A 25,276-nucleotide genomic window follows, 5' to 3' on the forward strand; every position below is an offset into this window, starting at 1 on the left:
AAATTCTTCTTTTACTTATTCAAAACCGAATTAACTCTAGGTAGTTTTGAGCTGAATAGTGTGATGCCATGTTTGAATGCAGCTAGACCATAGAGCATGCTGCTCCAGTCGATTAGGGTTACTTTTGTAGGATACCAGCGGTTTGGTTGCTCAAGATGCCACCAGGATATGCGGTGTAATCCGTATTTGTAAGCAGCTTTGAACTTTTCTTCATCCTCTTTATCCTCAGAGTTAGAGTACACATCATATGGGATGTGTAGGGAATATTGTGCATACAGGTCATAAATACCAGCAGGATATACCGGTAGATAGCCCCCAATAATGTAAGACGAGGCAATATTGTGTGGGGCATCATTGATTCTGTCAGCATGATAACCTCCGAATAGCCCGTCATTCGGGCCAGCACCATACCCCCAAATATAAGATGGAACATCCTCAAGCTCTTTCCACTTCATTCTGTCGGCAAGACAAGCATTCTTGTAGTATTCCTGATAAGTTGTACTTTCTGCATACTCAGGAACTAGATAATAAGGAAACTGATGAACAAATGATGATAAAAACGCCCCGGGATGATCGTTTAGAACGGCTAGTCCACGAAACTCTTCTTGGGGAAGTTCCTTGATTTTATCTTCTTCAAAATTGTTCAACCAAAGTGCCTCGATGTTTTCATCCTGTGGTTTCCCCAATAAAGCAAGGTAAGAGACCATTACATATTCATTATAAGCCGGTAGCGGGGCAATCCCTTCCCCGTCCTTTGATATCATGTTAATGACACCCTTATCTTTATCTGCAACAACGATACTCCAATTGATAGAGTAAAGAAGTTTTTCTGCCATCTCCAGGATTTTTGGCTCTTTTTTAGCAAAATGATTTCCTGCAAATAGTGCACCCGTCAGGAGAAGGGTCGTATCGATTGTAGAAAACTCCGAATCCAGGTTTTCTCCTATTTCCATATCTACAAAGTGGGCAAAGAAACCAGATTTTTCATCTCTGGCAACCTGGCATCCCTCTATTTCCCCGGATACCCCTTGCAAGGTTATTAGAGCCTTAGTAGAGGCATTTTCATCCCAACCTTCTAAATCAGCAATAGCGAGGCTGATCAGACCGACACCAGTGGCAGCAATGGAGCAGCGAAAATCAGGATTTTCTCCAAGGGTCATATATCCATCTGCATATAAACCGGTTCGTTGATTTCGCGAAGCTTCAAATAGTGCATAAGAATCAAAAAACTGACGATCAAAAAACTCTTTTACTTTAGTTGGTAGATATTTATATTCGTTGGTTGGCATCTCTTTTGCCCCTTTCATCCAGTTAATTGGAAGAACCTTGTATATTTCATGCATATGTATTAATTGTGCAATTAAATACCTTACTGAAAATGATATAATTATCATACAAAATTTTTTGTTGTGTGAAAATAAACAAAACTTTATTAGTTGGATGATTCATCGATTTTAATAGAATGGAGAGAGTGTGATGCCCATTATTCATGGGGTTTTCCATGACATTTCCCCACATTGGGACGTAGAAAAAGCAAAAGGTTTAGACACGCTTGTTTATGTGACAGAAGGGAAAGTTCATTACCAGGTAGAAGATAGGCTTATGCAAATGACCAAAGGAGATCTTTTATTCATTCCTTCCATGTACATTAGGTCCTGGAAAAACGATAAAAACGAAGGACATCGTAAATATACCGTCGTTTTTGAGAAAAGAGAGACAGCCTATCAAAATTTTATAGAAAATGAGATTGTTTTATTCAAACCACGTAAGTCAGCTTATTATGAACAACGACTGACTTTTTTAAATGAGCAGTGGCTTAGTAAAAGAGTTTTTCACGAAGAATTGTCTCAGAATATTTTATTGGAACTTCTCATCATGATTGCTCAGGAGAAAGCAGAATGGCATACTTCCCCTGTAAAAGAATCTTCAGTCCGAGACATGCAAGAATATATTCTTCAGCATTATCGCAGGAACATTACAATAGAAGAATTGGCAACTTTAATTGGGGTGACTCCGAATTATGTAACAGTTTTGTTTAAAGAAGTGATAGGAATCACACCGATCCAATACCTTCATCAGACTCGAATCAATAATGCTTGGAATTTAATTAGTACAACAAAAATGACGATTAAGGAAATCGCTGATCACTTAGGATATTGTGATCAATCGTATTTTAATAGGATGTTTAAAAAGTGGATGGGTATACCCCCTTCGCAAGTAAAGAAGACATAAGAAAAGCATAGAGATTAGGTCTCTATGCTTCAGTGTGTAGACTAAGTCATTTGAAGTTATAGTTTCCCCGTTGATCGCAGTGAAAGGAGCGTAGACTCCTGCGGGAGGAAAGGACATGGAAGACCCCGCAGGGCGTAGCCCGAGGAGGCTTCCGGACTGCCCGCGGAAAGCGAAGCTCCTGTAACGGAGATCAACTGTTATAGGTAATAACCAAACTAATCTATAGTTTGTCAACAGTCTGAAGCATAGAGATTAGGTCTCTATGCTTTTTCTCTTGTCGATTTTGTTTCCGAATTGACTGCTTCACGAAATGCTGTTTGAAATTTTCTTGTATATGGACCAGGCTTTCCTTCAGAAAATGTGACGCCATCAATTTTTATGATAGGCATGACTTCACTGGTTGTTGATGTAAGGAATACTTCATCAGCCGCCATCAGTTCCTCTTTATGGAAGGATTCTAGTTTATAGTCCCACCCGTTCGCATCCATGATTTCTAACAGCTTCGTTCTCGTAATCCCATTCAAAATCAAGTTATTGGCTGGATGGGTCTGGAGAATCCCCTCTTTGACAATGAAGATATTAGAAGAAGAACCTTCCGTAACAATCCCGTCTCTAATAAGAATTGACTCAAATGCCCCCGCCTCGCTTGCTTTTTGCTTGACCATAATATTGTAGAGTAAGTTTAGGCTTTTTATATCGCATCGAAGCCATCTTAAGTCCTCGGCAGTTATGGTTTCCACTCCCTTTGATTGAGCGTCCTGTACATTTTTAAAGGGAAGGGGATATGCAACGAGTTGTGGAGTTAGTGTTTGATCATAATGGTGTGTCCTGTTAGAGACTCCTCTTGAAATCTGGAGGTAGAGTCCTCCATTTGTCATGTTATTACATTCTATAAGCTCAAGTAGTTTCGTACTTAACTGTGCAGGCTCCTTCTGCATCTTTATTCCAATTTCAGAAGCACTTCGATACAATCTTGTAATATGTTCTTTTAAGGTAAATGGAACTCCCTCGTAAATGTTGACAACCTCATATACCCCATCGCCAAACTGATACCCTCTGTCTTCAATATCCACTTTTGCTTCATTTCTTTCCACAATCTCATCATTCATCAATACTTTCATTTTTCAGTACCTCCAGTTGCGTTATTTAATCAAAATAAGTACTACAGGGCAATGGTCACTTCCCATAATATGAGAATGGATTTCAGCACCCTTCAACGAATCACGTAATTTATCGGAAACAATGAAATAATCAATGCGCCAACCGATATTTCTCTCTCGAACCTTATTCATATATGACCACCAAGTGTATTTGTCTGTCAAATCAGGATGAAAGTGGCGGTATGTATCGGTAAAACCTTCTCCTAGCAATCTGGTCATCTTACCTCTTTCTTCTTCAGTAAAGCCAGAATTGTTGCGGTTGGATTTAGGATTTTTTAAGTCGATATCAGTGTGTGCTACGTTCAAGTCGCCGCATAAAATGACGGATTTCTCCTGATCAAGCATTTTTATGTAAGCTAAGAAGCGGTCCTCCCAATCCAGTCTGAAAGGGAGTCTGGCCAAATCTCGCTGAGAGTTTGGAGTGTACACGTTCACTAAGAAAAAATCCTCATACTCAAGTGTGAGGATCCTTCCTTCTGGTTCACACTCTTCGACCTTTTCCTGATTCAATCCATAACACACTTGCAGTGGTTTAATTTTAGTGAAAACAGCTGTGCCTGAATATCCTTTTTTGATTGCATAGTTCCAATATTGATAATACCCTGGGGTATCTAAGTCGATTTGTCCCTCTTGAAGTTTCGTTTCCTGAATGCAGAAAATATCCGCATCCATCTCATTAAAGTAATCCATGAATCCTTTTTTAACACAAGCTCTAATTCCATTCACATTCCAAGATACTAGTTTCATAGGTGCACGTAATTCCCTTCTAAACTATTACTATATTTAGCCCAGTATATCAAAAAGAACCGCTATTCAAAAAGAAAAGCGATTCCAACCCTGGTACCTACACTTGGAATAGATGAAATTTTAATCCATAAGGGTCACTTACCATCATACTCTTCTCGCTAAACTCCTTCGTTATGGTGCAGTTATTTTCGATTAAGACTCCCTTTGCATCCTCAATGTTATCAACAGCAAATTCAAAAAATACGGAATCAACATGACCCTTATTATGATTCTCAATATAAAAATTCATCCCGTTCATAGTAAATAGTGTTTCAGAATCTGTACTTTTCTCGGTTTTAAAACCTAGAATCCGGTGATAAAATTGTATAGCTTTTTCATACTCCTTCACTTGAACAGCAATGTTATTTGTCAATTGATATGGTGATCGCTCATTGATTTTTTTACTTGGTTTATAATCTTCGTATCCTGATGGAAGCAAATCAAATAACGGCCATACGGAACAGAAATCATCTCCAGGTCCGAAAAAGGAGCTTGCATGACGGTATATAACCCCATTGTCATCCTTTGAAAAAACCGTCACGCCTGGGTAAAACCCTTCATCCACAACAAACCCCATGTCTTCTTTGAACGTTGTTCCTTTTGTGGAGACAACCGGGAAGATCCAGCTTCTTTCTGCTGCGAAATTTTCCTGAATTTCTGGTGCATCAGGTGTAGAAACGACAAAAGCTGCCTTCCTGCGAATATGATGGTAAACACTATTAAATCCGTCTGCCCACATCGTGCAATAGTTACAGCTTTTCCCCATATTGTGAACCACGAATAATTCATTTTTATCTTCAAACAACTCTTCCAAGGTTACCCTTCCATTATGAAAAGAAGAAAACACATAATTATCGACTTTCTCTTTTTCTATATTGCGTTTCATTTCTGCCAATTGCTTTTTCTTTTCAAGTATTTCCTTCTCGAGTTGTTGAATTTCTGTTAACATTTCCGTTTGGTTCAATACGACCACTCCTTTTTATAATTGAAGAAATTTGTCAAAAACATACACTGTTATTTACCTTGTGAATCAATTAAGATGTTAATAACATTATGTATGGAGGGGAGGGATGGAATGTATTTATTGAGAGTAGTTTTGATGTTTGCTATTTTCCTATTGACTGTCCAGATTCATGTGGACCATTCCACTCCCAATAATATTCTAGCTATCTATGAGAAATCCTTTTATTTTGAGATGGAGAATGCCCCATTGAATGAAAAACTTGATGACGATGGCATTTCGGGGACAGTGTCTTACCATAATCCTAATAGAAAAACCTTCATCTCCCTCATTCCAGAACAACCTTATACCAAATTGAATTTCCACCTTGTGACTGTTTTTTACCAGGGGAGCTATATTTGATGTGATGATGATCTGCCTCATTCTGATCCACCAAAATAATGAAGGAGGAATGTGATCATGTTATGGGTTCGCATCATAGCCATCAGCTTTTTTTCGTTCACATCAATAAGTCTCTTGTTATTTCAGGGAATTGAGTTTGTGAAAGCATTCAGTGATTTCTTTCATCATAGATAAATGGTAAGTAAAGGCCAGGTTCCATTGGGACCTGGCCTTTTGTATAAATTAAAATTAAATTTTCAAAAAACACAAAATATTTAAGGTGGTCCTTCATATAATAATACAACTACTACTTACCCCCATTTCATGTAAAGGAGAGATGTATATGAGAGAAGCTCCTAATTACGGAGAATTTTACCCAAAGTCATTGATTCCAATCAATAAGGATGATCTTGTGATTTTTCTAGAAAAAGTGACGGATTTAGAGTGTTGTGATAATTATAGCCATTGGTTGATTGCCCTCGAAGGTAGAGCAATGGGGTCGGGAGAAGATTATTACCATTGGCAAGTAGTGGTGTTCCCGGCAGAAATAGGTGGGGGTTTTGATTATAAGCATCCCCTATATGTTTCTACCTTCTTCTTATCCATTGATGAAGCCATTGACTACACCGCTGAAGTGGAACGGATTGCCAGTGACGGGCAGCTTTATACCATCGCTGGATAAGGAAGAAAAGTATAAAAAAGAAAAACACCATGTTTTTCTTTTTGTAAATGTTTGTGAAAGAATATACATAAAAACCTTCGTCCCCTCCTTCTGTACTCCTTTCTTTACCAATTCCCACAAAAAAGCCCACCGCTAATGCGGTAGACTTTTAAGCTAAACGGAACACTATTCCATGACCGCCTTTAGGATATTCCCATTTAATATTCTGATGAGGACAACCTATTCGGCAGCTTCCACACTCATGACATCCCTCATAACCTACATGCATTCTAATATTCTCCCATTTGTAAATTTCCGCAGGGCAAAAAATAGTACAAATTTTATCGGGACATTTAGTCAAACATATGTCTTCATCCATCACGGTCAAGTGAGATTTGGTATCGGCGTTGAAACGAACAAGATATTGTTTTTCTTCGATAGACTGACCCTTTTTCTGTTCACTCATTATTTCATCACCTTCCATGCCCTGTATGCGTCTCGGGCTAGTTTGAGTTTTTCTTTTGGTGAGCCAAGATCCTTCCATATCTTTTTCTGCTTCTCCCATTTCGATTTACCATCAACTGTAAACATCTGGCTGGCTGCACGGTTGACCATCGGGATGTACTGGTCGAAGTACTGTGGAAACTTATTAAAGTGATGGGTGGAATCCTTGTATTTTTTCATATCCTGACCAACAAAGCTCTTCATGAGGTTGACCCTATATTGATCCAGCGTTCGTTCGGAAAAATCTCCGACTGACATGGCTTCAAGAATAGTGGCGGCCGCTAACCTTCCGGAGGTCATGGCAAGGTTCGATCCTTCACGGTGGATGGCATTCACGAGCTGTGCCGCGTCCCCTACCACTAATACCCCATCAGCCACGATACGTCCCATTGATTTCAATCCACCTTCAGGAATCAGATGGGCCAAGTATTCAACAGGTTCCCCGCCAGCAAGATACGGTCGGACCATTGGATGTGTCTTCACATACTCCAACAGTTCATATGGTCTTATTTTATGCTCGATTAATCCAGATAGAAGTGTTCCGACCCCGATACTTAAAGTGTCTTTATTGGTATACAGAAATCCTGTACCAAGAATACCTCTCGTGGCATCTCCCAAAAGCTCAATGGTACAACCTTGGTTCTTTTCCAGATTAAAGCGGTCTTCAATTACCTTACTGTCTAGTTTAATGATTTCCATTGTGGCAAGGGCCACTTCATCAGGCCGGTATTCCTTGTGGAAACCAAGCGATTTACCGAGTAAGGAATTCACTCCATCTGCAAGGACCACTACATCCGCATAGACCTCACCGTCAGGCCTATCCGTCCTTACCCCCACCACTTTTCCGTTTTCAACGATACACTCTAGTACCACCGTTTCATTAACAAGTAATGCTCCCTGCTCCACCGCTTTACCTGCAAACCATTGATCAAACTTTGCCCTTAGGACGGTAAAATTATTATATGGTTCCTGTGCCCACTCTAGGCCTTTGTAACCGAATGTAACGGCTGATTCCTTGTCCATCATCATAAAACGTTGCTCGACAATTGGCCTTTCAAGCGGGGCTTCTTTATGAAATTCTGGAATAATATCCTCCATCATCTTTCTGTATAAAACTCCGCCCATTACATTTTTAGACCCAGGGTATTCCCCTCTTTCCAACAAAAGAACATTCGCACCGCCCTTAGCGAGTTCATATGCACAAGAGATACCCGCTGGCCCTGCCCCAACCACGATACAATCAAACTTTTCCGGCATATTAAACCTCGACCTCCTCTCCGTGTAAAGCTTTATGAAATTCCTTTACTAGCAAAGGTACGATTTCGAAAGCATCACCGACGATCCCATAATGACAAGAATTGAAAATGGCCGCATCAGGATCTTTATTAATGGCGATAATTATTCCTGAATTCTTCATTCCCACAATATGCTGGATGGCACCGGAGATACCTATGGCAAAATAAATCTTTGGTGTTACCGTTACTCCTGTCTGTCCGACCTGATGATGGTGCCCGATCCAGCCCGCTTCTACTACATCACGGCTCGCACCAACCACTCCTCCAAGCGTTCTTGCAAGTTGATGGACAAGTTCAAATCCTTGTTCACTTCCAAGACCTTTTCCTCCTGCCACGACAATATCCGCTTCATCTATTCTTATTTTCTTGGTGGTTTCCCTTACAATCTTTAAAACTTTTGTCCGCATATCTTCTTCTTTTATATCAATTTGCTCTGGAACTAACTTACCGTTGCGACCCTTCTCAGGTTGCAGAGCTTTCATCACTTTCGGACGGACAGTCGCCATTTGTGGTCGGTACTTTTTACAGAGGATGGTCGCCATGATATTGCCCCCGAATGCCGGACGGCTTGCCAAAAGGAGTCCTGTATCCTCTTCCACATCCAGTTCGGTTGTGTCAGCAGTTAAGCCCGTTGGAAGATCTGTCGCCACGGCACTTGCAAGATCTTTTCCGGTCGATGTGGCCCCGTACAGAATGATTTCTGGCTTGTACTTTTCACTGCAATGAAGTAATGCTTTCATAAAAGATTCAGTACGATAGAGCTTAAAGATCGGTTGATCATATACATAAACCGTGTCTGCTCCATATTCAAAAATTGTATCAGCAAGTCCTGTCACATTTTCACCAATCATTATGCCAGCAAGCTCCACCCCACGTTTGTCCGCAAGCGTTCGCCCGGCCCCAAGCAGTTCCAAGGAAACCGGTGCAATCTTCCCTTCATTTTCTTCAATGAAAACCCAGACCCCGCTATAATCCTCAAAACTCACTTTGATCCCCTCATTTCTGTAAACAACTCTTTCTTTTCCAACACCACCGAAAGCAACTGTTGTACCTGTTCGTCCGAGTTGCCCTCAAATAGCTTTCCACCCTCTGGTTTGGGTGGGGCCCAAACTTTTGCAACAATGGTTGGGGAGCCCTTTAAACCTAGCTGTTTCCGGTCGATATCCTCTAAATCATTAACAGACCAGATGACAGGTTGATAGCGTGCAGCCTTAAGCATATTTGGAAAAGTAGAGTATGGAACTTCGTTAATTTCCTTTTCTACGGAAAGCAAGCAAGGCAGTGTAGTCTTTACGACTTCATGACCATCTTCAAGTTTCCTATGAACCACCATATAGCCATCCTCTTTTTGGATTTCGACGACTTTATTGACAGACGTCAATGGGGGGATATCAAGACGCCGGGCAATGCCGGGCCCTACTTGTCCTGTATCACCGTCAATGGTCATTTTCCCACAGATAATTAAATCGATCGGTTTGATTTCACTGATTTTATTGATTGCCTTTGTCAGTGCGTAACTGGTTGCTAACGTGTCCGCTCCGGCAAAAGCTCTGTCTGAAATCATATACCCCTCATCCGCACCAATCTCTATACATTTCCTAATGGCTTTGACTGCTGGTGGTGGACCCATCGTGACGACCGATACACATCCTCCATGTTTATTTTTCAGGCGGACAGCCTCTTCTACCGCGTGGGCATCATAAGGATTTAATATCGCCGGTGCACTTGCTCGGTCCATCGTATTCGTTTTCGGATTCATCTTAATTACTTTCGTATCGGGTACTTGCTTTATACAGGCAACAATGTGAAGCAAATCTATTCCCTCCTGCCCTCTTAATCTATTTGGTGAATAAGTTCATGATGAGTAATGTATATTCGTCCCACTACTATTACTATATAAAGTTATTTAAGAGAAAATACCGATTTTTATAGATTTGTTGACAAGCTGGTGCAAAAGAAAAAACATTACTCCTCAATTGTGGGGAGTAATGTCTGGTTTTTGTGAATGGCTGTTTTCGTATACTTTGTTGTTTTTCGTATATTCAAGTCATCCCTTATTTTACTTACTGTCGTGCCCTTTCCCTGTTCAAAATTATGTAAGCAGTGAAAAGTCCAAATGCCAACTTTTTCACATGGGAATAGCAACGATCTTTGAGAAAAGAGCCTTGTTAATCTACCTGTACTTCTTCTGCTGGGTTATCGTACTGATCGAACATCTGCATAATTTGAGATTCAGTATTTCTGTCTATGGAAAGAGTGGGGAGTTCGTTCTTATGAAAAAATGCTACATTGGAAGTCTCGATACCTGAACGCGCTTCACCTCCAATAATTTCACATGCGATAAATATTTTATATACATGATAAGGAGATGGCGGATGAGGATGGCACTTCTTGTCCAGCACAGCCAGTAACTTTGTAGCTTTTACATGAAAACCGGATTCTTCAAACACTTCTTTTATTGCAACTTCTGTAGGAGAAAACCCAATATCTGCCCATCCGCCGGGAAGCGACCAACCTTTATCTTGCCTCTCCTTTACAAGCAGTAGCCTTCCCTCTTTAAAAACAACTGCACGTATATCTACTTTTGGAGTTTGGTAACCCGTTTCATTGGCAAACAAGTCCCTTATTTTCTTTTTATCCTCACCTGTCTGCTCTGACATCATTTCTACACTCATATCCCTTAATTGTTCAAAACGTTCTATATCATAGATATCCTTAGAGTATGTTAAGCCTGCCTGTGCTATTGCTTGTATTTGTTTTGCCCAATCCATCCATTTGTCTGACATATCGAAACTCCTTCCTTTTTTGACTCTAAACCTACTTCTCTATTTTTTTGAATAACCCTCTATTAAATAGTTAAATTCTATACTTAGAAAGAAAGCTTAAAAATTCCTTCTGAATGGAATGCTCATACTTTATCAGTGCATACGTTTGTGCCCCGGGAAGACTTATGTTGCGACAGTCTACTTCAAGAAACCTACCTTCTAACAACTCTCTTCTTACAGTTGATTTAGGCAAAATCGACATGCCCAGCCCCTCAATAATAAACCGTTTAGTTATATGAGTCTGAGATACTTTCATCATTTTCGAAAAAGGATATATTACTTTTATCTGTTGACATAATTCATCCCAGTAACCTGGATGGTTATGTGTCAATAATGTATGGTGTTGGAACATGTCTTCTTCCTCTAAAGGATTGCCCGTTTCAGAATCAAATCCATCATGCGGAACCACAAGAACCAATGGGTCATCATAAAGAAGATAGCAGAACAAGTCCCTATCCCTTTTTGGCAGGCAGGAGAAGCCAATATCCACTTCCTCCCCTTCCACGGCCTGTTCAATATTAATTGATTCAATAATCCGAACGTTAATCTCTATAGTGGGATGTGTTTCTAGAAACTTTTTTAAAACGTAAGGTAGAATGGTATCTGCAATTATTGGTGATATGCCAATTGTTAATTGGGAGGTGAAACCCTGTTGAAAGGTATGAAGATCTTCTATTCCCTCCTCATGAAGGGAGAGTAATCTCTTCGCGTGTTTCAAATACTTCCTTCCTGCCTCTGTCAGGATCACTTTTCTTCCATAACGCTCAAACAGGTCTGCTCCGACTTCTTTTTCCAATTGCTTAATATGTACAGTTACTGTTGGCTGTGAAATATAGAGAAGTTCTGCTGTTTTTCTAAAATTATTGTTTTCTGCAGCAATTATAAAGGTTCTAACCCAGTTAAGGTCCAATAGAATTCACTCCTGATTATTTTTATTAATCAATTCATTTAATAATATTTAATATTCATAATCATTCTTATTTTATAGAATAAAGATAACAAAAGAAAGGGTGATGGATAATGAGTTTTCAAAAGGGGTTAAAGGGTGTCATAGCTGCGGAAACCCGGATTAGTGAAGTGGATGGTTCTAATGGTCGTTTAGTATATCGAGGATATGAGATTAGAGACTTCTCAACTACTTATTCTTTTGAGGAGATTGCTCATCTATTATGGTTTGGTGAGCTGCCTTCTAGTGAACAGTTAAAGAAGTTTAAATCCAATTTTGCATCCTACAGGTCTCTCTCTTCTACTATGAAAAAGGTTTTGTATATTCTCCCGGAAGAAATGGATATGATGAGTGTGATTAGAACGGTATTGTCAAGTGCAGGGAACCCATCGATGACGTGGAAGCCAACGGTTGAAGAGGCAATGAAACTCACAGCAATTGTACCTACAATCATCGCCTATCGAAAAAGGATATTAGATGGAAAAGAAATTATTCCTCCTAGTGAAGAAAATGGGCATGTCGAAAACTATTTGCATATGTTAGATGGGGACAAAGCTAGACCAGAGCATATACGTGCATTAGAAACTTATATGATCTTAACAATGGAACATGGGATGAATGCCTCCACCTTTTCTGCAAGAGTAACTGCATCTACCGAATCGGACCTGGTATCTGCGGTGACTTCTGCGGTCGGGACAATGAAAGGGCCACTTCATGGCGGGGCTCCCTCAGAGGTACTATTATTGTTAAATGAATTGAAAGAAGTAAAGGAAAAACATTCTTACTTGCGAGATAAAATTTTAGCAGGAGAAAAGTTAATGGGTTTTGGACATCGAGTATACAAAACTCATGATCCCCGCTCCATCGCACTAAAAGAAACATTATTAAGGCTTGTAGGAAAAGATGAATGGCTTGACTTGGCATTAGAGGTAGAAAGTGCGGCAGTGGAAGTGTTAAAAGAGCTTAAGCCAGGAAGAGGATTATATACAAATGTGGAGTTTTATGCTGCAGCCATTATGAAAGCTATTAATTTTAATGGTTCCCTATTTACGCCAACTTTTACAGCAAGTCGAATGGTTGGCTGGACCGCACATGTTTTAGAACAAGCAGAAGATAATATGATTTATCGGCCGATGTCGAGGTATGTAGGGAACTAGTTTTTATCTGGCGCCTTTTAGAGATAAGGCGCTTTATTTTTTCTGAAAATTACTTGTTTACATAACAATATTATAATCTATTAAATTGATAATGAAGACACTTTTAACGACAAATACACCTTGAAATTGTCTTCATCGCTTCAACGAAGACACTCCCATCAAAAAATCCAAGTCTATTGTGTCTTCATCCCCCCTCATTAGTAGGTTCTTCCTGATTCTCATACACTCCTCCAATCCCTCACCTCAAAAAAGCCAGAACCCTCATAAAAAGGTTCTGGCTCCAACAAGCATCCACCGCTTCATTTACTCACAGCAATCATCCGAGCAATAAGATGTTTCACTTTTGTTTTTGGACTCAAAATTTTGTAATTTCGGCTTTTCATTTTCCTCTTCCCATACTTTGGCCAAAGCTTCTGCGAATACTTCCGGAGGCTGGGCTCCGGATATGGCATACTTGCTGTTTAACACAAAGAACGGGACTCCCTGAACGCCAATCTCTTTTGCTTCCCTTTGATCAAAACGAACATCTTCTTCAAAGGCATTCCCTGCTAACACATCTTCTACTTCTGCAGCATTCAACCCTAAGCTTACCCCTAATTCCTTTAAATAGCCTTTATCGCCAATATGCTTGGATTCAGTAAAATGAGCTTTAAGAAGACTTTCTGTTGCTTCTTTCGCTTTACCTTGAGTCTCCGCATATTTTGCTAGGCGGTGTGCATCAAACGTGTTAGTTGGAATGGATGTATCAAAGTGAAATTGCAACCCGACCTCAGACGCCTGTTTTGCAACTCCTGCACTCATCCGCTTTGCCTCTTCCACAGGCATTCCGTATTTTTTAGCAAGTATTTCATATAAGTTCATATCAGTATCACGCTTTGCATTGGGATCTAATTCAAAGCTCTTGAATTCGATATCTATTTTATCTTTGTGTGGGAAATCTTCTAATGCTTTCTCCAATCTTCGTTTACCGATATAGCAGAAAGGACAAACATAATCAGACCAGATTTCTATTTTCATCGTTGCACCTCTTTTCCTGAACTAGTATGTATTATCATATCATAATGTGCGGAAAAGCTCTTACAATATGCATGCTTCAACAGACTACCCGTACGAGTTGATGTATTTCTATAATAACTTTGTGAGTTTAGACATAAAACGAGACCTTTCATCCAATAAAACAGACCTCTCAACGTGCCCATTGACAGTCTAACCTCCAACCTGATGGATGAACTCCCTGCATAATGCTTCAGAGTCTACCCTCACGCTTACATAAGGAGGCTTTGTATTCCGGGTTGCTTCTACCGGTATTCCAAGCCAAAGAATTCGATTGTCAATCATAACAAAAGGAAAGCTTACTTCACCAGATACTCTCGAAACTCTTACCTTACATTTCTTAAGTGTGTTTTCCCACTCTTCGGGAAGGCCAGCTTGATCGGGTAAACCTATTAAAATCAAGGTGTGTGCTTGTTTCATATCTTCCAAAACTCTTTCCCATTTTCTGGCATGCTGCCACTGAACCCTGTGGTGTTGATGCTTAATCCAAGTTCCTATTTCATGTGGATGTACCTGGAGTTGAGATTTTTCCTGAAACTCAACTAGCTTTCTGATCATTTTTTTGGAAGATACATTTCTTTTAATAAAGTGAGTGTCACTGATATGAACAAACTTGCCTTTGGTTCTTGTTACGGCAACGTTCAAGAGACGCTCACTTTCTTTCCCTATTAACAACATCCCTGGTCTCTCAAGAGGATAGCTATCAACCGAGTCGAAAATGATGACATCCCGCTCGCTCCCTTGGAAGCGATGAACCGTAGCTGCCATGATATCCGCCGTTTCTTTTTCATGTTGATATAAGTCTTGTAGCAGGATGTCCATCCATTGTGCCTGTGCTCGATATGGAGAAATATAACCGATTGATCGTGCTCCATCCATATATGCTTCATGAATCAATTGAAATGATTGTAGTAGGTGCCAAAGATTTATGCGGGATTTGCTGATATTTTCTACAAAAGCATGCTCTCCAGTAAAACTGGTACTTAAAAGTATTGACGCTTTATCGGGAAAAGGTCGCTGTCTTGCTATATGAATTCTAGCTCTCGAGACACTTGGATGATCACCTACAAGAGAGTGATAAATATATTTATTTGTAAAAGAGGATATGTCAGGGTGCATCCTACGCTGTTCTTGTAGTAAAAATAATTGGGGATGCAATTCTGATGAATGCACACTATCCGCAACTCCTGTACGGTGGAAGACATCCTCTCTTAACCATTTTCCCACTAGTTCATGTCTTGCAGATGCAATAGGAGGAAGTTGTTTAAAATCTCCACAAATAATAATATTTTTAGCCATAGATGCTGCAAAAGCAGCTTGTGGAACATACGCCATACTAGCTTCGTCCAAAATGATAACATCATAATCCTTTTCATATATTGCAGGATCCATGGCCGCTTTGGCCAGTGTAGTTCCGGTAATGTAAGCATCCTGTAAAAATTCCAATTCCTTGTGACGAATTTTCTCCAGTATTCTCGCAACCTTCGATTCAAGTTTCAGTAAGCTTTCAGAATCCCGCTTACTGAAAGATTTGGATAAATCCATTTTTAAATACTTTCTTTCTTCTATCACTTTATCCCTTTCTTCTGCAAGCCTCGGGTCTCGGCTTTGCAGTATCTGTGATGAAGTGATGGCTGGAAGGTCTGACAACAGTTCACTGTTATGGGATCCGTACCTAAGCACATCTCCTTCCGTGTATCGTTCTTTTTTGGAAAGGAACGATGAAATTTCTCGCATAAGTACGTCTACAGATTGATTGCTGTGAGAAAGTAGCAAAACTTTTTTCTTTTTAAAATATTTATTTGCGGCAACCCTGGCCAAGGTATAAGTCTTTCCAGTTCCGGGAGGCCCCCATACAAAGGTGACAGGGTTGTATTTTGAGCGAAGAATCAATTCATGAACATTGCTTTTAATGATATCCGTTGGATGGTTTGTCACATTAACCGGATTCATCAACCTATTAATACGTGCCCTTTTTTTCTTACTTTCTTTTATTTCATCCAGCCTTTGGATCAGCTGGTCCAGTAATTCCCATGGATCATGAAAAAGATATGCTTCTGTAATCATGTCCCCTAACGATTCTTGAAATGAAATGATGACGTTTTTCCCTTCAGAAGAAAGAATCTTCCCTTCTGTATTTATTCCACCCCACTCCACTTTCACTTGCGAACCCACAGGGATTCGTACAGAAGTATTGGTCTCGAAAAAATATGTGAAGGTGTTATCTTTCGTCACAAGATGACCATTTTTAATAAGATACTTTGTGCTTCCATATTTCTTTAAATGTTGTATTTCAGCCTGTAAAGCTTTTTTCCACTCTTTTATGTATGATGAGGTCTTCATTCAGCTCTTCCTTTAGTAATTTGTGAATTTTCATTTCCAAACTATATCACAAACACAAAAAAAATAAAAAAGCCAAGGATTCTGGCAACCTAGAGTTGCTGAATCCTGGCTATCTTATTTGTAAAAACTTACTACGTTCTTTAATACTTTCTTATCCTGCTTGCTAATTTTCTTGGGTTTAATAGGAGCAACCGCAGTTTTATCAGCACTTTCCAGTGTGGAAATTTCAAGATAAAATGGGTTGGAGGTTTTGTCCCCATCTAGATACCCTTTAAGGATTTTCACTTTAGTAGTAGAACCTTTCAAAAGTTCTTCATAGTCCCATGTAATATTATTTTTGTAGGTTTTATCCATTCTTTCTTTTAATCCAAGCGCTTCTGAAACAGCATCCTCAGCAGTGCCCAAAAAAGTATCAGATCTTTTCAATCCTCTTTTTTTGATCCCATCTCCAGCTTTTGCTTGGAACAATAGACATGACATATAGGTCATCCTCTCTGTGTGTCGGCTTCACACCTTTAGACGGTGAATCTTAACACCAGGATACCAAAGGAACTTACCTTATCTTTATAGTGTAACCCCTTAAGCCAATTTCTACCACCATTTTCTATAATTATACGCTATCAACTGAAAATATATTTACAGATTAAGTGGGAAAATGCGCAGGTTTATGAGATAATGAAAAAATGATTAGAAATTCCAAATGGAAAGAAGGAACACTAATGAAACAAAAAAACAAGTTCCAAGACAATGAGAAAGTCATTCTAAAAAGCACTGGCGAAGAAGTTACCATCTTAAAATTCAACTATGTCCCCAATTTAAAAAGATACTCCTACACAATAAAAGAAAACCCTAAAACTTTTTATTTTGAAGAAGAGATTAGACCTAGTTAAACTTACAAATTAACATGATGTAACAGAAGAAGTCTTGCACACCCTGCTTAGGTTTCTTTTTTTGTTATTTTTATTTCTTAAACGGGTAACGATAATAAAATACCCTTTGGAGGAATGAAAATGATATTTGTATATGTAAGTATTGGTATACTAATTGTTTCAGCCTGCTTAATGATTTTCTCCGTTATTAAATTCAAGAAAAAAACACAACCGACCTTCTCTTTTTTCAGCTCGGTTGGGGAAAGAATGCAGGAAGAAAACAATGCCATACAAGAGCAAGTGGAACAAATGAAAAACAAACAAGAAGCCATCAAAAATGATATCGATTGGAAAAAGTCGGTTTTCACTTTTACACTGGCTGAAATAAAAAAGCTGCCAAATATTTTTAAAAGTAGTTCCAAACAAAAGTTAAATGAGTATGAACGTGGTTTATAGTAAGACTAAAATGAAACCGACCAGCATGGTCGGTTTCATTTTGTAAACAAAGCTTAAAATAATGAAATTCTCTAGTTGATCGCAGTGGAAGGAGCGAAGACTCCTGCGGGAGGAAAGGACATGGAAGACCCCTGCAGGGCGTAGCCCGAGGAGGCTTCCGGACTGCCCGTGGAAAGCGAAGCTCCTGCAATGAAGATCAACTCTTCCAACAGATAACCTAACTAGTTTATAGTTTGTCAACGGTCTGAAACCAACCAGCATGGTCGGTTTCAGACTGTTTGTTTAGAGGGCTGTAAATTTTTCTTCATGATAATCTATCTCAGTGCGCAATCTGTCCTTGTGATATATTGCATTGATTTCTCCACCTATAACAAGGGCGAGTCCAGTTAAAAATAGCCAAAGCATAAGAATAATGACTCCACCTAGACTTCCGTAAGTTGCTGAATAATTACCAAAACTACTTACATAAAATGAAAACCCGATGGAAACCATTTGCCAGATAATAGTTGCCACAATCGCGCCAGGAAAAAGCTCCTTGAGCGTTTTATTCACATTTGGTGCAATTCTATAGAGTGTAGTAATAATGGTAAAAATAACGAAAAATGCGATAATGAACCTCAGTACATTAAGAATGATAGCAGTGCTTCCCGGAATATTTATTATATTTTCCAGTTGACCGATAATGATTCCTCCGAACACGGGAAGGAAAAAAGCAATCAGAAAGGCAAATATCAAACCGATGGTGAGCCCGATGGATAGTAATCTTACAAGGTAGAAAGGTCTGGTTTCTTCTACGTTGAAAGCTTGGTTCATGGCGCCGATAAATGCATTCATCCCATTTGATGCTGACCAGATGGTCCCTAATATTCCAACAGTCAATAATCCTCCATTAGGTTTGTTCACGAAATCATTTATGTTCTCTTCAAAAACCGAAACAGTTTCTGGAGGCATTATAGTTTGAAGAAATTCAATGACTTTCTGTGGATCAATGTTTAGATACGGAATAATAGAAAGTGCTAAAACCAGTAAGGGGAACACTGAGAGCATGTAGTAGTATGCTTGTTCTGCCGCTAGTCCTGTTGCTCTGTCTTTTTTCATTTCGTTTCCTAGTCTTTTTAAAAATCTAATAAGGCGGCCCATTAATTTCCCCTTCCTTTCCGGGTGGCTATTTTCTTAATAATGGTAGTGTACAGCATCTGAAAGAACCACCGGACTTGATGATTTCAGAGATATCCACTTCTAGGACTTCATATCCCCTTTTTCTAAGCTGTGCATTTACATTTATGTTACAGGGAAGACTGAAAATCTTTTTGTTCCCAATGGAAAGGACATTGGTCCCCATCGTGAATTGTTCCTCCTTGGTTACTTCGATCAATTCATACCGTTTGGATAAAAATTCGATTTCCTGTTCTCTTAGCGCAGGAGTGTAAATCAACGCTTCCGTTGGGGAGATGACGTTGAATACACAGTCAAGATGGAGGTAAGATTGTTTGATAGGAATTGGATACACCGTATATTCAGGAAGTGCACTACTTATCTTATCCAAGCCTTCAGAACTTGTCCTCCCGCTTATTCCCACATAGACAATATCACGGTCAATCATCACATCTCCGCCCTCCACACTATGGCCGGATAACGCGGTAAAGGAAGAATGGTTTTCCCCTAACCATGATTTAAGGATTTCTTCCTCCCCAGTTCTGATATCACTTCCCATATGGGAGATAAAAACAGTGTCACCTAGCGTAAATCCGATATCTCTGGTAAATACTTGTTCAGGCAATGTATCGGAAGGTGGAAGACTGTAAACATCAATTCCATTGGCAAGCATTGTTTGAACGAAAGTACGGTGTTGCTTGGATGCCAATGTCTCATCAATGTTGTCTTCGGCGTAATGTTTTTGGGTTTCGTTAATAATTTCGCTGATACTCATATGTGTCGGTGGGCAAACAACCACCTTCTTTAATTCACCGAATTCACTTGTGCATGTATGTCTTATCGCATGATTGGTTTGTTCAAGGTTTATCGTCAATTTAAAATCCTCCGATCAACTTATATGTATGTTCTATGATGTGTATTCCCTCAACCGAGAATTGACTAAACCTTTTTATATAATAAAAAGCAAATCTAATTATAGTAATTAAATTTGCTTTTCAATATTATTTATTTACTTTCCGATAAACATCTGTGTCCAATAGTTACCTTCTTCAACATATCCAACACCGATATGTGTAAACTCACCGTTTAATATATTCTTACGATGACCTTCACTATTCATCCAAGCCTGAACGACTTCTTCAGGAGAACGTTGGCCCATTGCAATATTCTCTCCAGCTGTATTGTAGGAGATCCCATAATCCCTCATCATATCAAAAGGAGATCCGTGTGTTGGACTTGTATGTGAGAAGTAATTGTTTGTTTGCATATCCTTCGACTTGTCACGTGCCACATTACTTAAAGAAGCGTCAGCTTTGAGATCTGAAAGGCCATTCTTACGGCGTTCAGCATTCGTAAGCTCAATTACTTTCATTTCTGTTTCAGAAATACCTTCTGTGGATTCTTCAGCTTGTTGCTGATTATCTTCAGTAGGTTCTTCAGCTGGCTGGTTTTCTGGAGGTGCGGCTTGCTCATTTTGTGGTGCTTGCCTTTGTTCAGGCTGACCTTGAGGTGCTTGTCCTTGTTCAGGTTGACCCTGAGGTGCTTCTTGCTGGAATTTATAGATAGCAAACGGTCCCTGCTGTTGGAACTTTTCAACATGCGGAAACTCTTCACTTGGAATAGAAGTGCTAAACGAGTTTTGATCAATCGTTAAGTATCCGTTGTTAATTTCTTGGACATCGGCGCTTTGACCCTTCCCTCTTGCATCATTTCTAACATGAGTTATTCCGTTACCATAGCCATTACCGTTGAATGCCGTGTTGTTATTATCCATATTATCGTTTGCAGTATTGTTATTACAACCTACCATCAAAGATAATGCAAAGGCAGTGATAGTCGTGATTTTAATAAATTTTTTCATGGTACATCTCCTTTTCATCGTTAATACTTCCTTAGTTTTGCTTTTTTAGTGGAAAGTATTATTGGTAAAAAAGATGAAAAAGAGATATTCTCTGGAAACGGTTATTGTTCGATTAACTTCTCCAACACTTCTTGTATACGTAACCCTTGATCAAATCCGACTACTTTTGCTTCCTGCTTGTTTAACTTTTTTACAAATTCTTCGACTAATGAAATGTTTGAAGGTACCAATAAAGACTCATCTAGTTCGGTCCATCCCTCCCCTTTGGTAGCAATGTTCACTTGCCTCCAGTTTATTAATGACAAGCTTTGTTTCGAACCGTGAATCGTAAAGGCTATTTCTTCTTTTTCAGCCTGCCCTACAAGACCATCGATAAGTACTTGCACTCCATTTTCAAGTTTCAACGTCGCAATTACTCCTTGCTCGCTAAGTTCAGGGTTCTCAGGAAAATCGATGGAGCTGGAAACTTCTTTTACTTGTCCAAAAAAATGGAGGATTAATTGTAGATAATGGGGAGATATTTCCCTTATAAAACCACCCTGTAGACGGCTATTTATCCAGTTTGTCTGTTGCCAAGGTCTTGGCCAGCGCTCAAAATGCATTTTTAGAGTAATACGTTTTATTTCTCCGAAAGCATTTTCACTTAACTTTTTATCAATGGTGGCATAAGCTTGTTCATAAACAAGCGGAAAATGCATGGCATGTAACAACCCTGATTTTTCAGCAGCAGATAGCATCTCTAGTGCTTCTTGCTCGGAATTGGCCAATGGCTTTTCACAAAGCACATGCTTATTATTCTGAAAAGCCGCCATGACCACTTGATAATGGACAGCAGGTGGAACTGCTATATAGACAAAATCAATTTCTTCGAGTCGTAGTAATTCATGAAAGTCTGAAAAACAATGGGCACCTTCACAATGTTGTGCTGTTTCTTGTATAAGTTCTTGATTAAAATCACATAGTGCTATTATATGGATGTTTGAGTGTTTTTTAAATTCTGAAATCAGTCGTTGGCCGACTACTCCTAAACCGACAATTCCTACATTATAAATACTTTTCATGTTTTTCCCCCTATAAAAAACAGCTTTCTGTGTGAAAGCTGTCAGTGTGTAGACAAAGCTTAAAATAATGAAATTCTCAGTTGATCGCAGTGGAAGGAGCGCAGACTCCTGCGGGAGGAAAGGACATGGAAGACCCCGCAGGGCGTAGCCCGAGGAGGCTTCCGGACTGCCCGCGGAAAGCGAAGCTCCTGCAACGGAGATCAACTCTTCCAACAGATAACCTAACTAGTTTATAGTTTGTCAACAGTCTAACAGCTTTCTGTGTGAAAGCTGTCTTGTTCAACAAGGTTTACCTTTAGTCAGCCAATACACGGATAAATTCTCTCATATAATCGGGAAGGTCTGGTGGTCTTCGGCTGGAGACGATGTTGCCGTCCACGATTACCGCTTCATCTACCCATTCTGCCCCTGCATTCATCATATCATCTTTAATGCCTGGAGTACTGGTAACTTTCTTTCCTTGGAGAATCTTAGCAGAAATGAGTACCCAGCCGGCATGACAGATTTGGCCAATTGGTTTCTGTTGATCATTCATCGTGCGAACCATAGCAATTATATCATCATATCTTCTTAGTTTATCAGGGGACCAGCCCCCAGGCACCAGAATGGCGTCAAAATCGTTTGGGTCGGCATCATGAAAAGAGATGTCGGATTGAATGGGCACACCATATTTTCCGACATAAGTAGTGCCCGCCTTTTCACCAGCAATAACGACCTCAGCTCCTTCTTCACGCAAGCGCAACACAGGATACCATAGTTCTAAATCCTCAAATTCATCGCTGACTAATTGAATCACTTTTTTGTTATGTAAAGTCAAATGAAAAACCTCCTTCACAATGGTATATTTACATTGTGAAGGAGGGCTGGCGGTTTTGCAAATTCTAAAAAGCATAACTACATTAAATATGCTGTTCAGCTAAAGCAAGTTGATTTTTCACTTGTTCAAAAGATGTTCCGCCTTCACTTTTACGAGCACCCACAACATGTTTTGGTTGAAGGATCTCAAAAATGTCTTCCGTAAACAAAGGAGAAAATTGTTGATATTCTTCTATGGAAAGCCCGAGGAGATATTTATCCTGGTTGATGGCGTAAAGAACAATTTTGCCGATAATTTCATGAGCCTGTCTAAAGGGAAGCCCTTTTGTCACCAGGTAATCAGCAATATCTGTTGCGTTCGAGAAATCCTGGGAGACAGCTGCAAACATATTCTCCTGATTCACAGTCATCGTTTCAATCATTGGCGCAAGTAGTCTTAATGAACCATCAAGCGTTTTTACTGTATCGAACATTCCCTCCTTGTCTTCCTGCATATCCTTGTTGTATGCCAGTGGAAGTCCTTTTAAGACAGTCAATAATCCAACAAGATTTCCATACACTCTTCCGGTTTTGGCGCGAAGGAGTTCAGGTACGTCCGGATTTTTCTTCTGTGGCATGATACTTGACCCTGTACAGAAAGAATCGTCAAGTTCGATGAATTGAAACTCCTGACTCGACCAGACAACCAATTCTTCCGAAAGGCGTGATATATGCGTCATGATCAATGATGCATGAGAAAGGAATTCTACAATGAAATCACGATCACTGACGGCATCCATGCTATTTGGGTAAACTCTTTCAAACCCTAATAAGGATGCGGTCTGTTCACGGTCTATCGGAAAGGTTGTGCCGGCCAATGCCCCTGCCCCTAACGGTGACCAGTTGATTCGCTTTAAGCTATCCTGCAACCGTTCCTTGTCTCGTTCCAACATCCAGAAATAAGCCATGAGGTGATGGGCAAAAGATACAGGCTGGGCACGCTGCAAATGGGTATATCCAGGAAGAATGGTATGCATATTTTCTTTTGCCTTGAATAAGATGGATTTTTGGACATCAGTCAATAACGAAATAATACTTTGTGTTTGCTTTTTCAAATATAAGTGCATATCTGTTGCCACTTGGTCATTACGGCTTCTTCCGGTATGAAGCTTCCCTCCCACCGGTCCAATTTCATCAATTAAAAACTTTTCAATATTCATATGGATATCTTCATGGGCAACGGAGAATTCCAATTCTCCTGCCACTATCTTTTTTTCGATCATTTTTAATCCATGTTTGATTGTGACCGAGTCTTCCTCAGAAATGATGCCGCAATCGCTCAGCATTTGTACATGAGCTATGCTTCCTTGTATATCTTCAAGTGCGAGTTCTTTGTCAAACTCGATGGATGCTGTAAACTCTTCGACTAGTTTGTTTGTCTCTTTTGTAAAACGTCCGCCCCAAAGCTTTGACATGTTGTTTCCTCCTCTTCATGTAGGCTTGCTAGCTTGTTTATTTCGTTCCAGTCATTTATAGGCTCACTTTTTCTTTTTTATGGATCTCTGCATACACTTTTGTCGGCAAGCCCCATAGTTTGATGAAGCCGACTGCAGCATTGTGGTCGAACATATCCCCTTTGGAATAGGTTGCAAGCTCTTCATTATAAAGACTAAATGGAGATTGTCGTCCTACAACTGTGTGATTCCCTTTTTGAAGTTTCACTCGAATCTTACCTGTTACATTTTTCTGAGTTTCCTCAATGAATGCTCCCAGGGCATTCACTAATGGAGAAAACCAAAGCCCTTCATAGATGACCTTTGCCATTTGTTCATCAATGGACGTTTTAAATTGGGTTACCTCTCTTGGAAGAGTCAGGAATTCAAGCTCTTTGTGTGCTTGAATTAGAATGAGGGCTGCCGGGTTTTCATACACTTCACGGGATTTGATTCCGACGAGACGATTTTCAATATGATCGATTCTTCCGACCCCGTGTTTTCCACCAAGCAAATTCAATTCTTCAATTAGATCTACAAGTCCCATCTGTTTATCGTTTAAGGCAACAGGTACCCCTTGATTAAAAGTGATTTCCACATATTCAGGTTGGTCTGGAGTAAGCTCAATTGGATTAGTCCAGTCAAATGCAGCTTCAGGTGCTTCATTCCATGGATTTTCCAATACACCCGCTTCACAAGCTCTTCCCCAAATATTTGCATCAATGGAGAATGGATTTTCCAAATTCACCGGAATGGGAATATTATGTTTTACCGCGTATTCAATTTCCTCATCTCGAGTCATCCCCCACTCACGTACAGGTGCAATGACTTTCAGTTGCGGATTCAAAGCTTGGATGGATACTTCAAAGCGAACTTGATCGTTCCCCTTTCCCGTACAACCATGTGCCACTGCTACTGCTCCCTCTTCTTCCGCCACCTGAACAAGCAGCTTGGAGATGAGTGGACGTGACAAGGCAGATGACAGAGGATATTTTCCCTCATACATTGCATTTGATTTCAGTGCAGGTACAATATAGTCATTTGCTAACATCTCTTTTGCATCCACCATAATTGCTTTGATTGCACCAACATCCAATGCCTTCTGTCTGATGGACTCAAGATCTTTTCCTTCACCAACATCCAATCCTAGGGCAATGACATCATACCCATATTTCTCCTGTAACCATTTAACTGAAACGGAGGTATCAAGTCCTCCGGAATAAGCTAATACCACTTTCTCTTTACCCATTAAAAGTTCCTCCTCTGGTATAAAAATCTAAGA

The 25,276-nt window shown here is 39.8% G+C and carries 26 protein-coding genes; 6 read left to right on the forward strand and 20 right to left on the reverse strand.

Annotated features, from left to right (window positions below; all coding sequences use genetic code 11):
• Positions 1 to 11 precede the first annotated feature (11 nt).
• Positions 12 to 1,289 carry a hypothetical protein gene (locus MKY77_RS12110; protein WP_339146071.1) on the reverse strand — a complete coding sequence of 426 codons (1,278 nt, stop codon included), beginning with the start codon at positions 1,287 to 1,289 and terminating at the stop codon, positions 12 to 14.
• Between the two features lie 187 nt (positions 1,290 to 1,476).
• Here MKY77_RS12110 and MKY77_RS12115 point away from each other — a divergent pair, with 187 nt between their 5' ends.
• A complete protein-coding gene (locus tag MKY77_RS12115; RefSeq protein WP_339146072.1) occupies positions 1,477 to 2,232 on the forward strand; it encodes an AraC family transcriptional regulator in 756 nt (251 codons plus the stop codon).
• A gap of 260 nt (positions 2,233 to 2,492) precedes the next feature.
• Here the strand turns inward: MKY77_RS12115 and dat are convergent, their stop codons facing one another.
• The 3 genes from dat to MKY77_RS12130 form a co-directional block, all read right to left on the reverse strand.
• Positions 2,493 to 3,353: a D-amino-acid transaminase gene (gene dat / locus MKY77_RS12120; protein WP_339146073.1), complete on the reverse strand. Its 861-nt coding sequence runs from the start codon at positions 3,351 to 3,353 to the stop codon at positions 2,493 to 2,495.
• A 21-nt stretch (positions 3,354 to 3,374) separates the two neighbouring features.
• Positions 3,375 to 4,139 (reverse strand): exodeoxyribonuclease III, encoded by a 765-nt coding sequence (locus MKY77_RS12125; protein ID WP_339146075.1) that lies wholly within the window; start codon positions 4,137 to 4,139, stop codon positions 3,375 to 3,377.
• 97 nt (positions 4,140 to 4,236) lie between these two features.
• Entirely contained in the window at positions 4,237 to 5,142 is a 906-nt protein-coding gene (locus tag MKY77_RS12130) for a DUF899 family protein (protein WP_339146077.1), read from the reverse strand.
• A 111-nt stretch (positions 5,143 to 5,253) separates the two neighbouring features.
• Between MKY77_RS12130 and MKY77_RS12135 the strand changes: the two genes are divergently transcribed.
• Positions 5,254 to 5,541, forward strand: coding sequence for a hypothetical protein (locus MKY77_RS12135; RefSeq protein ID WP_339146078.1), 288 nt, complete (start codon positions 5,254 to 5,256; stop codon positions 5,539 to 5,541).
• 322 nt (positions 5,542 to 5,863) lie between these two features.
• Positions 5,864 to 6,202 (forward strand): hypothetical protein, encoded by a 339-nt coding sequence (locus MKY77_RS12140; RefSeq protein ID WP_339146079.1) that lies wholly within the window; start codon positions 5,864 to 5,866, stop codon positions 6,200 to 6,202.
• Between the two features lie 148 nt (positions 6,203 to 6,350).
• Here MKY77_RS12140 and MKY77_RS12145 read toward each other — a convergent pair whose 3' ends face one another.
• The 6 genes from MKY77_RS12145 to MKY77_RS12170 form a co-directional block, all read right to left on the reverse strand.
• Entirely contained in the window at positions 6,351 to 6,665 is a 315-nt protein-coding gene (locus tag MKY77_RS12145; protein ID WP_148986245.1) for a 4Fe-4S dicluster domain-containing protein, read from the reverse strand.
• Positions 6,647 to 7,942, reverse strand: a complete 1,296-nt coding sequence (locus tag MKY77_RS12150) for an FAD-dependent oxidoreductase (protein WP_339146080.1) — start codon at positions 7,940 to 7,942, stop codon at positions 6,647 to 6,649. The genes MKY77_RS12145 and MKY77_RS12150 overlap by 19 nt, the downstream gene beginning before the upstream one ends.
• Before the next feature lies 1 nt (position 7,943).
• Complete coding sequence (locus MKY77_RS12155; protein WP_339146081.1) at positions 7,944 to 8,966, reverse strand: electron transfer flavoprotein subunit alpha/FixB family protein; 1,023 nt, start codon at positions 8,964 to 8,966, stop codon at positions 7,944 to 7,946.
• Positions 8,963 to 9,793 (reverse strand): electron transfer flavoprotein subunit beta/FixA family protein, encoded by an 831-nt coding sequence (locus MKY77_RS12160; protein WP_339146082.1) that lies wholly within the window; start codon positions 9,791 to 9,793, stop codon positions 8,963 to 8,965. Before MKY77_RS12160 ends, MKY77_RS12155 begins: the two co-directional genes overlap by 4 nt.
• A gap of 355 nt (positions 9,794 to 10,148) precedes the next feature.
• Positions 10,149 to 10,766, reverse strand: a complete 618-nt coding sequence (locus tag MKY77_RS12165; protein WP_339146083.1) for an NUDIX hydrolase — start codon at positions 10,764 to 10,766, stop codon at positions 10,149 to 10,151.
• Positions 10,767 to 10,836: 70 nt separating this feature from the next.
• The gene (locus MKY77_RS12170) at positions 10,837 to 11,715 is read right to left on the reverse strand and encodes a LysR family transcriptional regulator (protein WP_339146084.1); all 879 of its coding nucleotides are present in this window, start codon (positions 11,713 to 11,715) and stop codon (positions 10,837 to 10,839) included.
• A 110-nt stretch (positions 11,716 to 11,825) separates the two neighbouring features.
• Between MKY77_RS12170 and MKY77_RS12175 the strand changes: the two genes are divergently transcribed.
• On the forward strand, positions 11,826 to 12,908 hold the full coding sequence (locus MKY77_RS12175) for a citrate synthase/methylcitrate synthase (RefSeq protein ID WP_339146085.1): 1,083 nt from the start codon (positions 11,826 to 11,828) through the stop codon (positions 12,906 to 12,908).
• A 303-nt stretch (positions 12,909 to 13,211) separates the two neighbouring features.
• Here MKY77_RS12175 and MKY77_RS12180 read toward each other — a convergent pair whose 3' ends face one another.
• The 3 genes from MKY77_RS12180 to MKY77_RS12190 all read right to left on the reverse strand — a co-directional run bounded on the left by MKY77_RS12180 (position 13,212) and on the right by MKY77_RS12190 (position 16,784).
• A complete protein-coding gene (locus MKY77_RS12180) occupies positions 13,212 to 13,925 on the reverse strand; it encodes a DsbA family oxidoreductase (RefSeq protein WP_339146086.1) in 714 nt (237 codons plus the stop codon).
• 189 nt (positions 13,926 to 14,114) lie between these two features.
• On the reverse strand, positions 14,115 to 16,304 hold the full coding sequence (locus MKY77_RS12185) for an AAA domain-containing protein (protein ID WP_339146087.1): 2,190 nt from the start codon (positions 16,302 to 16,304) through the stop codon (positions 14,115 to 14,117).
• 114 nt (positions 16,305 to 16,418) lie between these two features.
• Complete coding sequence (locus MKY77_RS12190) at positions 16,419 to 16,784, reverse strand: hypothetical protein (RefSeq protein WP_339146088.1); 366 nt, start codon at positions 16,782 to 16,784, stop codon at positions 16,419 to 16,421.
• A gap of 239 nt (positions 16,785 to 17,023) precedes the next feature.
• On the opposite strand from MKY77_RS12190, the gene MKY77_RS12195 reads away from it, so the two are divergent.
• Positions 17,024 to 17,194, forward strand: coding sequence for a hypothetical protein (locus MKY77_RS12195; RefSeq protein ID WP_237662356.1), 171 nt, complete (start codon positions 17,024 to 17,026; stop codon positions 17,192 to 17,194).
• A 120-nt stretch (positions 17,195 to 17,314) separates the two neighbouring features.
• Entirely contained in the window at positions 17,315 to 17,629 is a 315-nt protein-coding gene (locus tag MKY77_RS12200) for a hypothetical protein (RefSeq protein ID WP_339146089.1), read from the forward strand.
• Positions 17,630 to 17,911: 282 nt separating this feature from the next.
• Here MKY77_RS12200 and MKY77_RS12205 read toward each other — a convergent pair whose 3' ends face one another.
• The 7 genes from MKY77_RS12205 to MKY77_RS12235 form a co-directional block, all read right to left on the reverse strand.
• Positions 17,912 to 18,769 (reverse strand): YihY/virulence factor BrkB family protein, encoded by an 858-nt coding sequence (locus MKY77_RS12205; protein WP_339146090.1) that lies wholly within the window; start codon positions 18,767 to 18,769, stop codon positions 17,912 to 17,914.
• Positions 18,770 to 18,794: 25 nt separating this feature from the next.
• Positions 18,795 to 19,658, reverse strand: a complete 864-nt coding sequence (locus tag MKY77_RS12210; protein WP_339146091.1) for a dimethylarginine dimethylaminohydrolase family protein — start codon at positions 19,656 to 19,658, stop codon at positions 18,795 to 18,797.
• 135 nt (positions 19,659 to 19,793) lie between these two features.
• The gene (locus MKY77_RS12215) at positions 19,794 to 20,663 is read right to left on the reverse strand and encodes a CAP domain-containing protein (protein WP_339146092.1); all 870 of its coding nucleotides are present in this window, start codon (positions 20,661 to 20,663) and stop codon (positions 19,794 to 19,796) included.
• 83 nt (positions 20,664 to 20,746) lie between these two features.
• Positions 20,747 to 21,706: a Gfo/Idh/MocA family oxidoreductase gene (locus MKY77_RS12220; RefSeq protein ID WP_339146093.1), complete on the reverse strand. Its 960-nt coding sequence runs from the start codon at positions 21,704 to 21,706 to the stop codon at positions 20,747 to 20,749.
• A gap of 295 nt (positions 21,707 to 22,001) precedes the next feature.
• Positions 22,002 to 22,523 (reverse strand): type 1 glutamine amidotransferase domain-containing protein, encoded by a 522-nt coding sequence (locus MKY77_RS12225; protein ID WP_339146094.1) that lies wholly within the window; start codon positions 22,521 to 22,523, stop codon positions 22,002 to 22,004.
• 82 nt (positions 22,524 to 22,605) lie between these two features.
• Positions 22,606 to 23,976, reverse strand: a complete 1,371-nt coding sequence (argH, locus tag MKY77_RS12230) for an argininosuccinate lyase (RefSeq protein ID WP_339146095.1) — start codon at positions 23,974 to 23,976, stop codon at positions 22,606 to 22,608.
• A gap of 55 nt (positions 23,977 to 24,031) precedes the next feature.
• Entirely contained in the window at positions 24,032 to 25,243 is a 1,212-nt protein-coding gene (locus MKY77_RS12235; protein WP_339146096.1) for an argininosuccinate synthase, read from the reverse strand.
• Between the last annotated feature and the right edge of the window lie 33 nt (positions 25,244 to 25,276).

Source organism: Sutcliffiella sp. FSL R7-0096, assembly GCF_038595065.1.
In the GTDB taxonomy this organism is placed as follows: Bacteria; Bacillota; Bacilli; order Bacillales; family Bacillaceae_I; genus Sutcliffiella_A.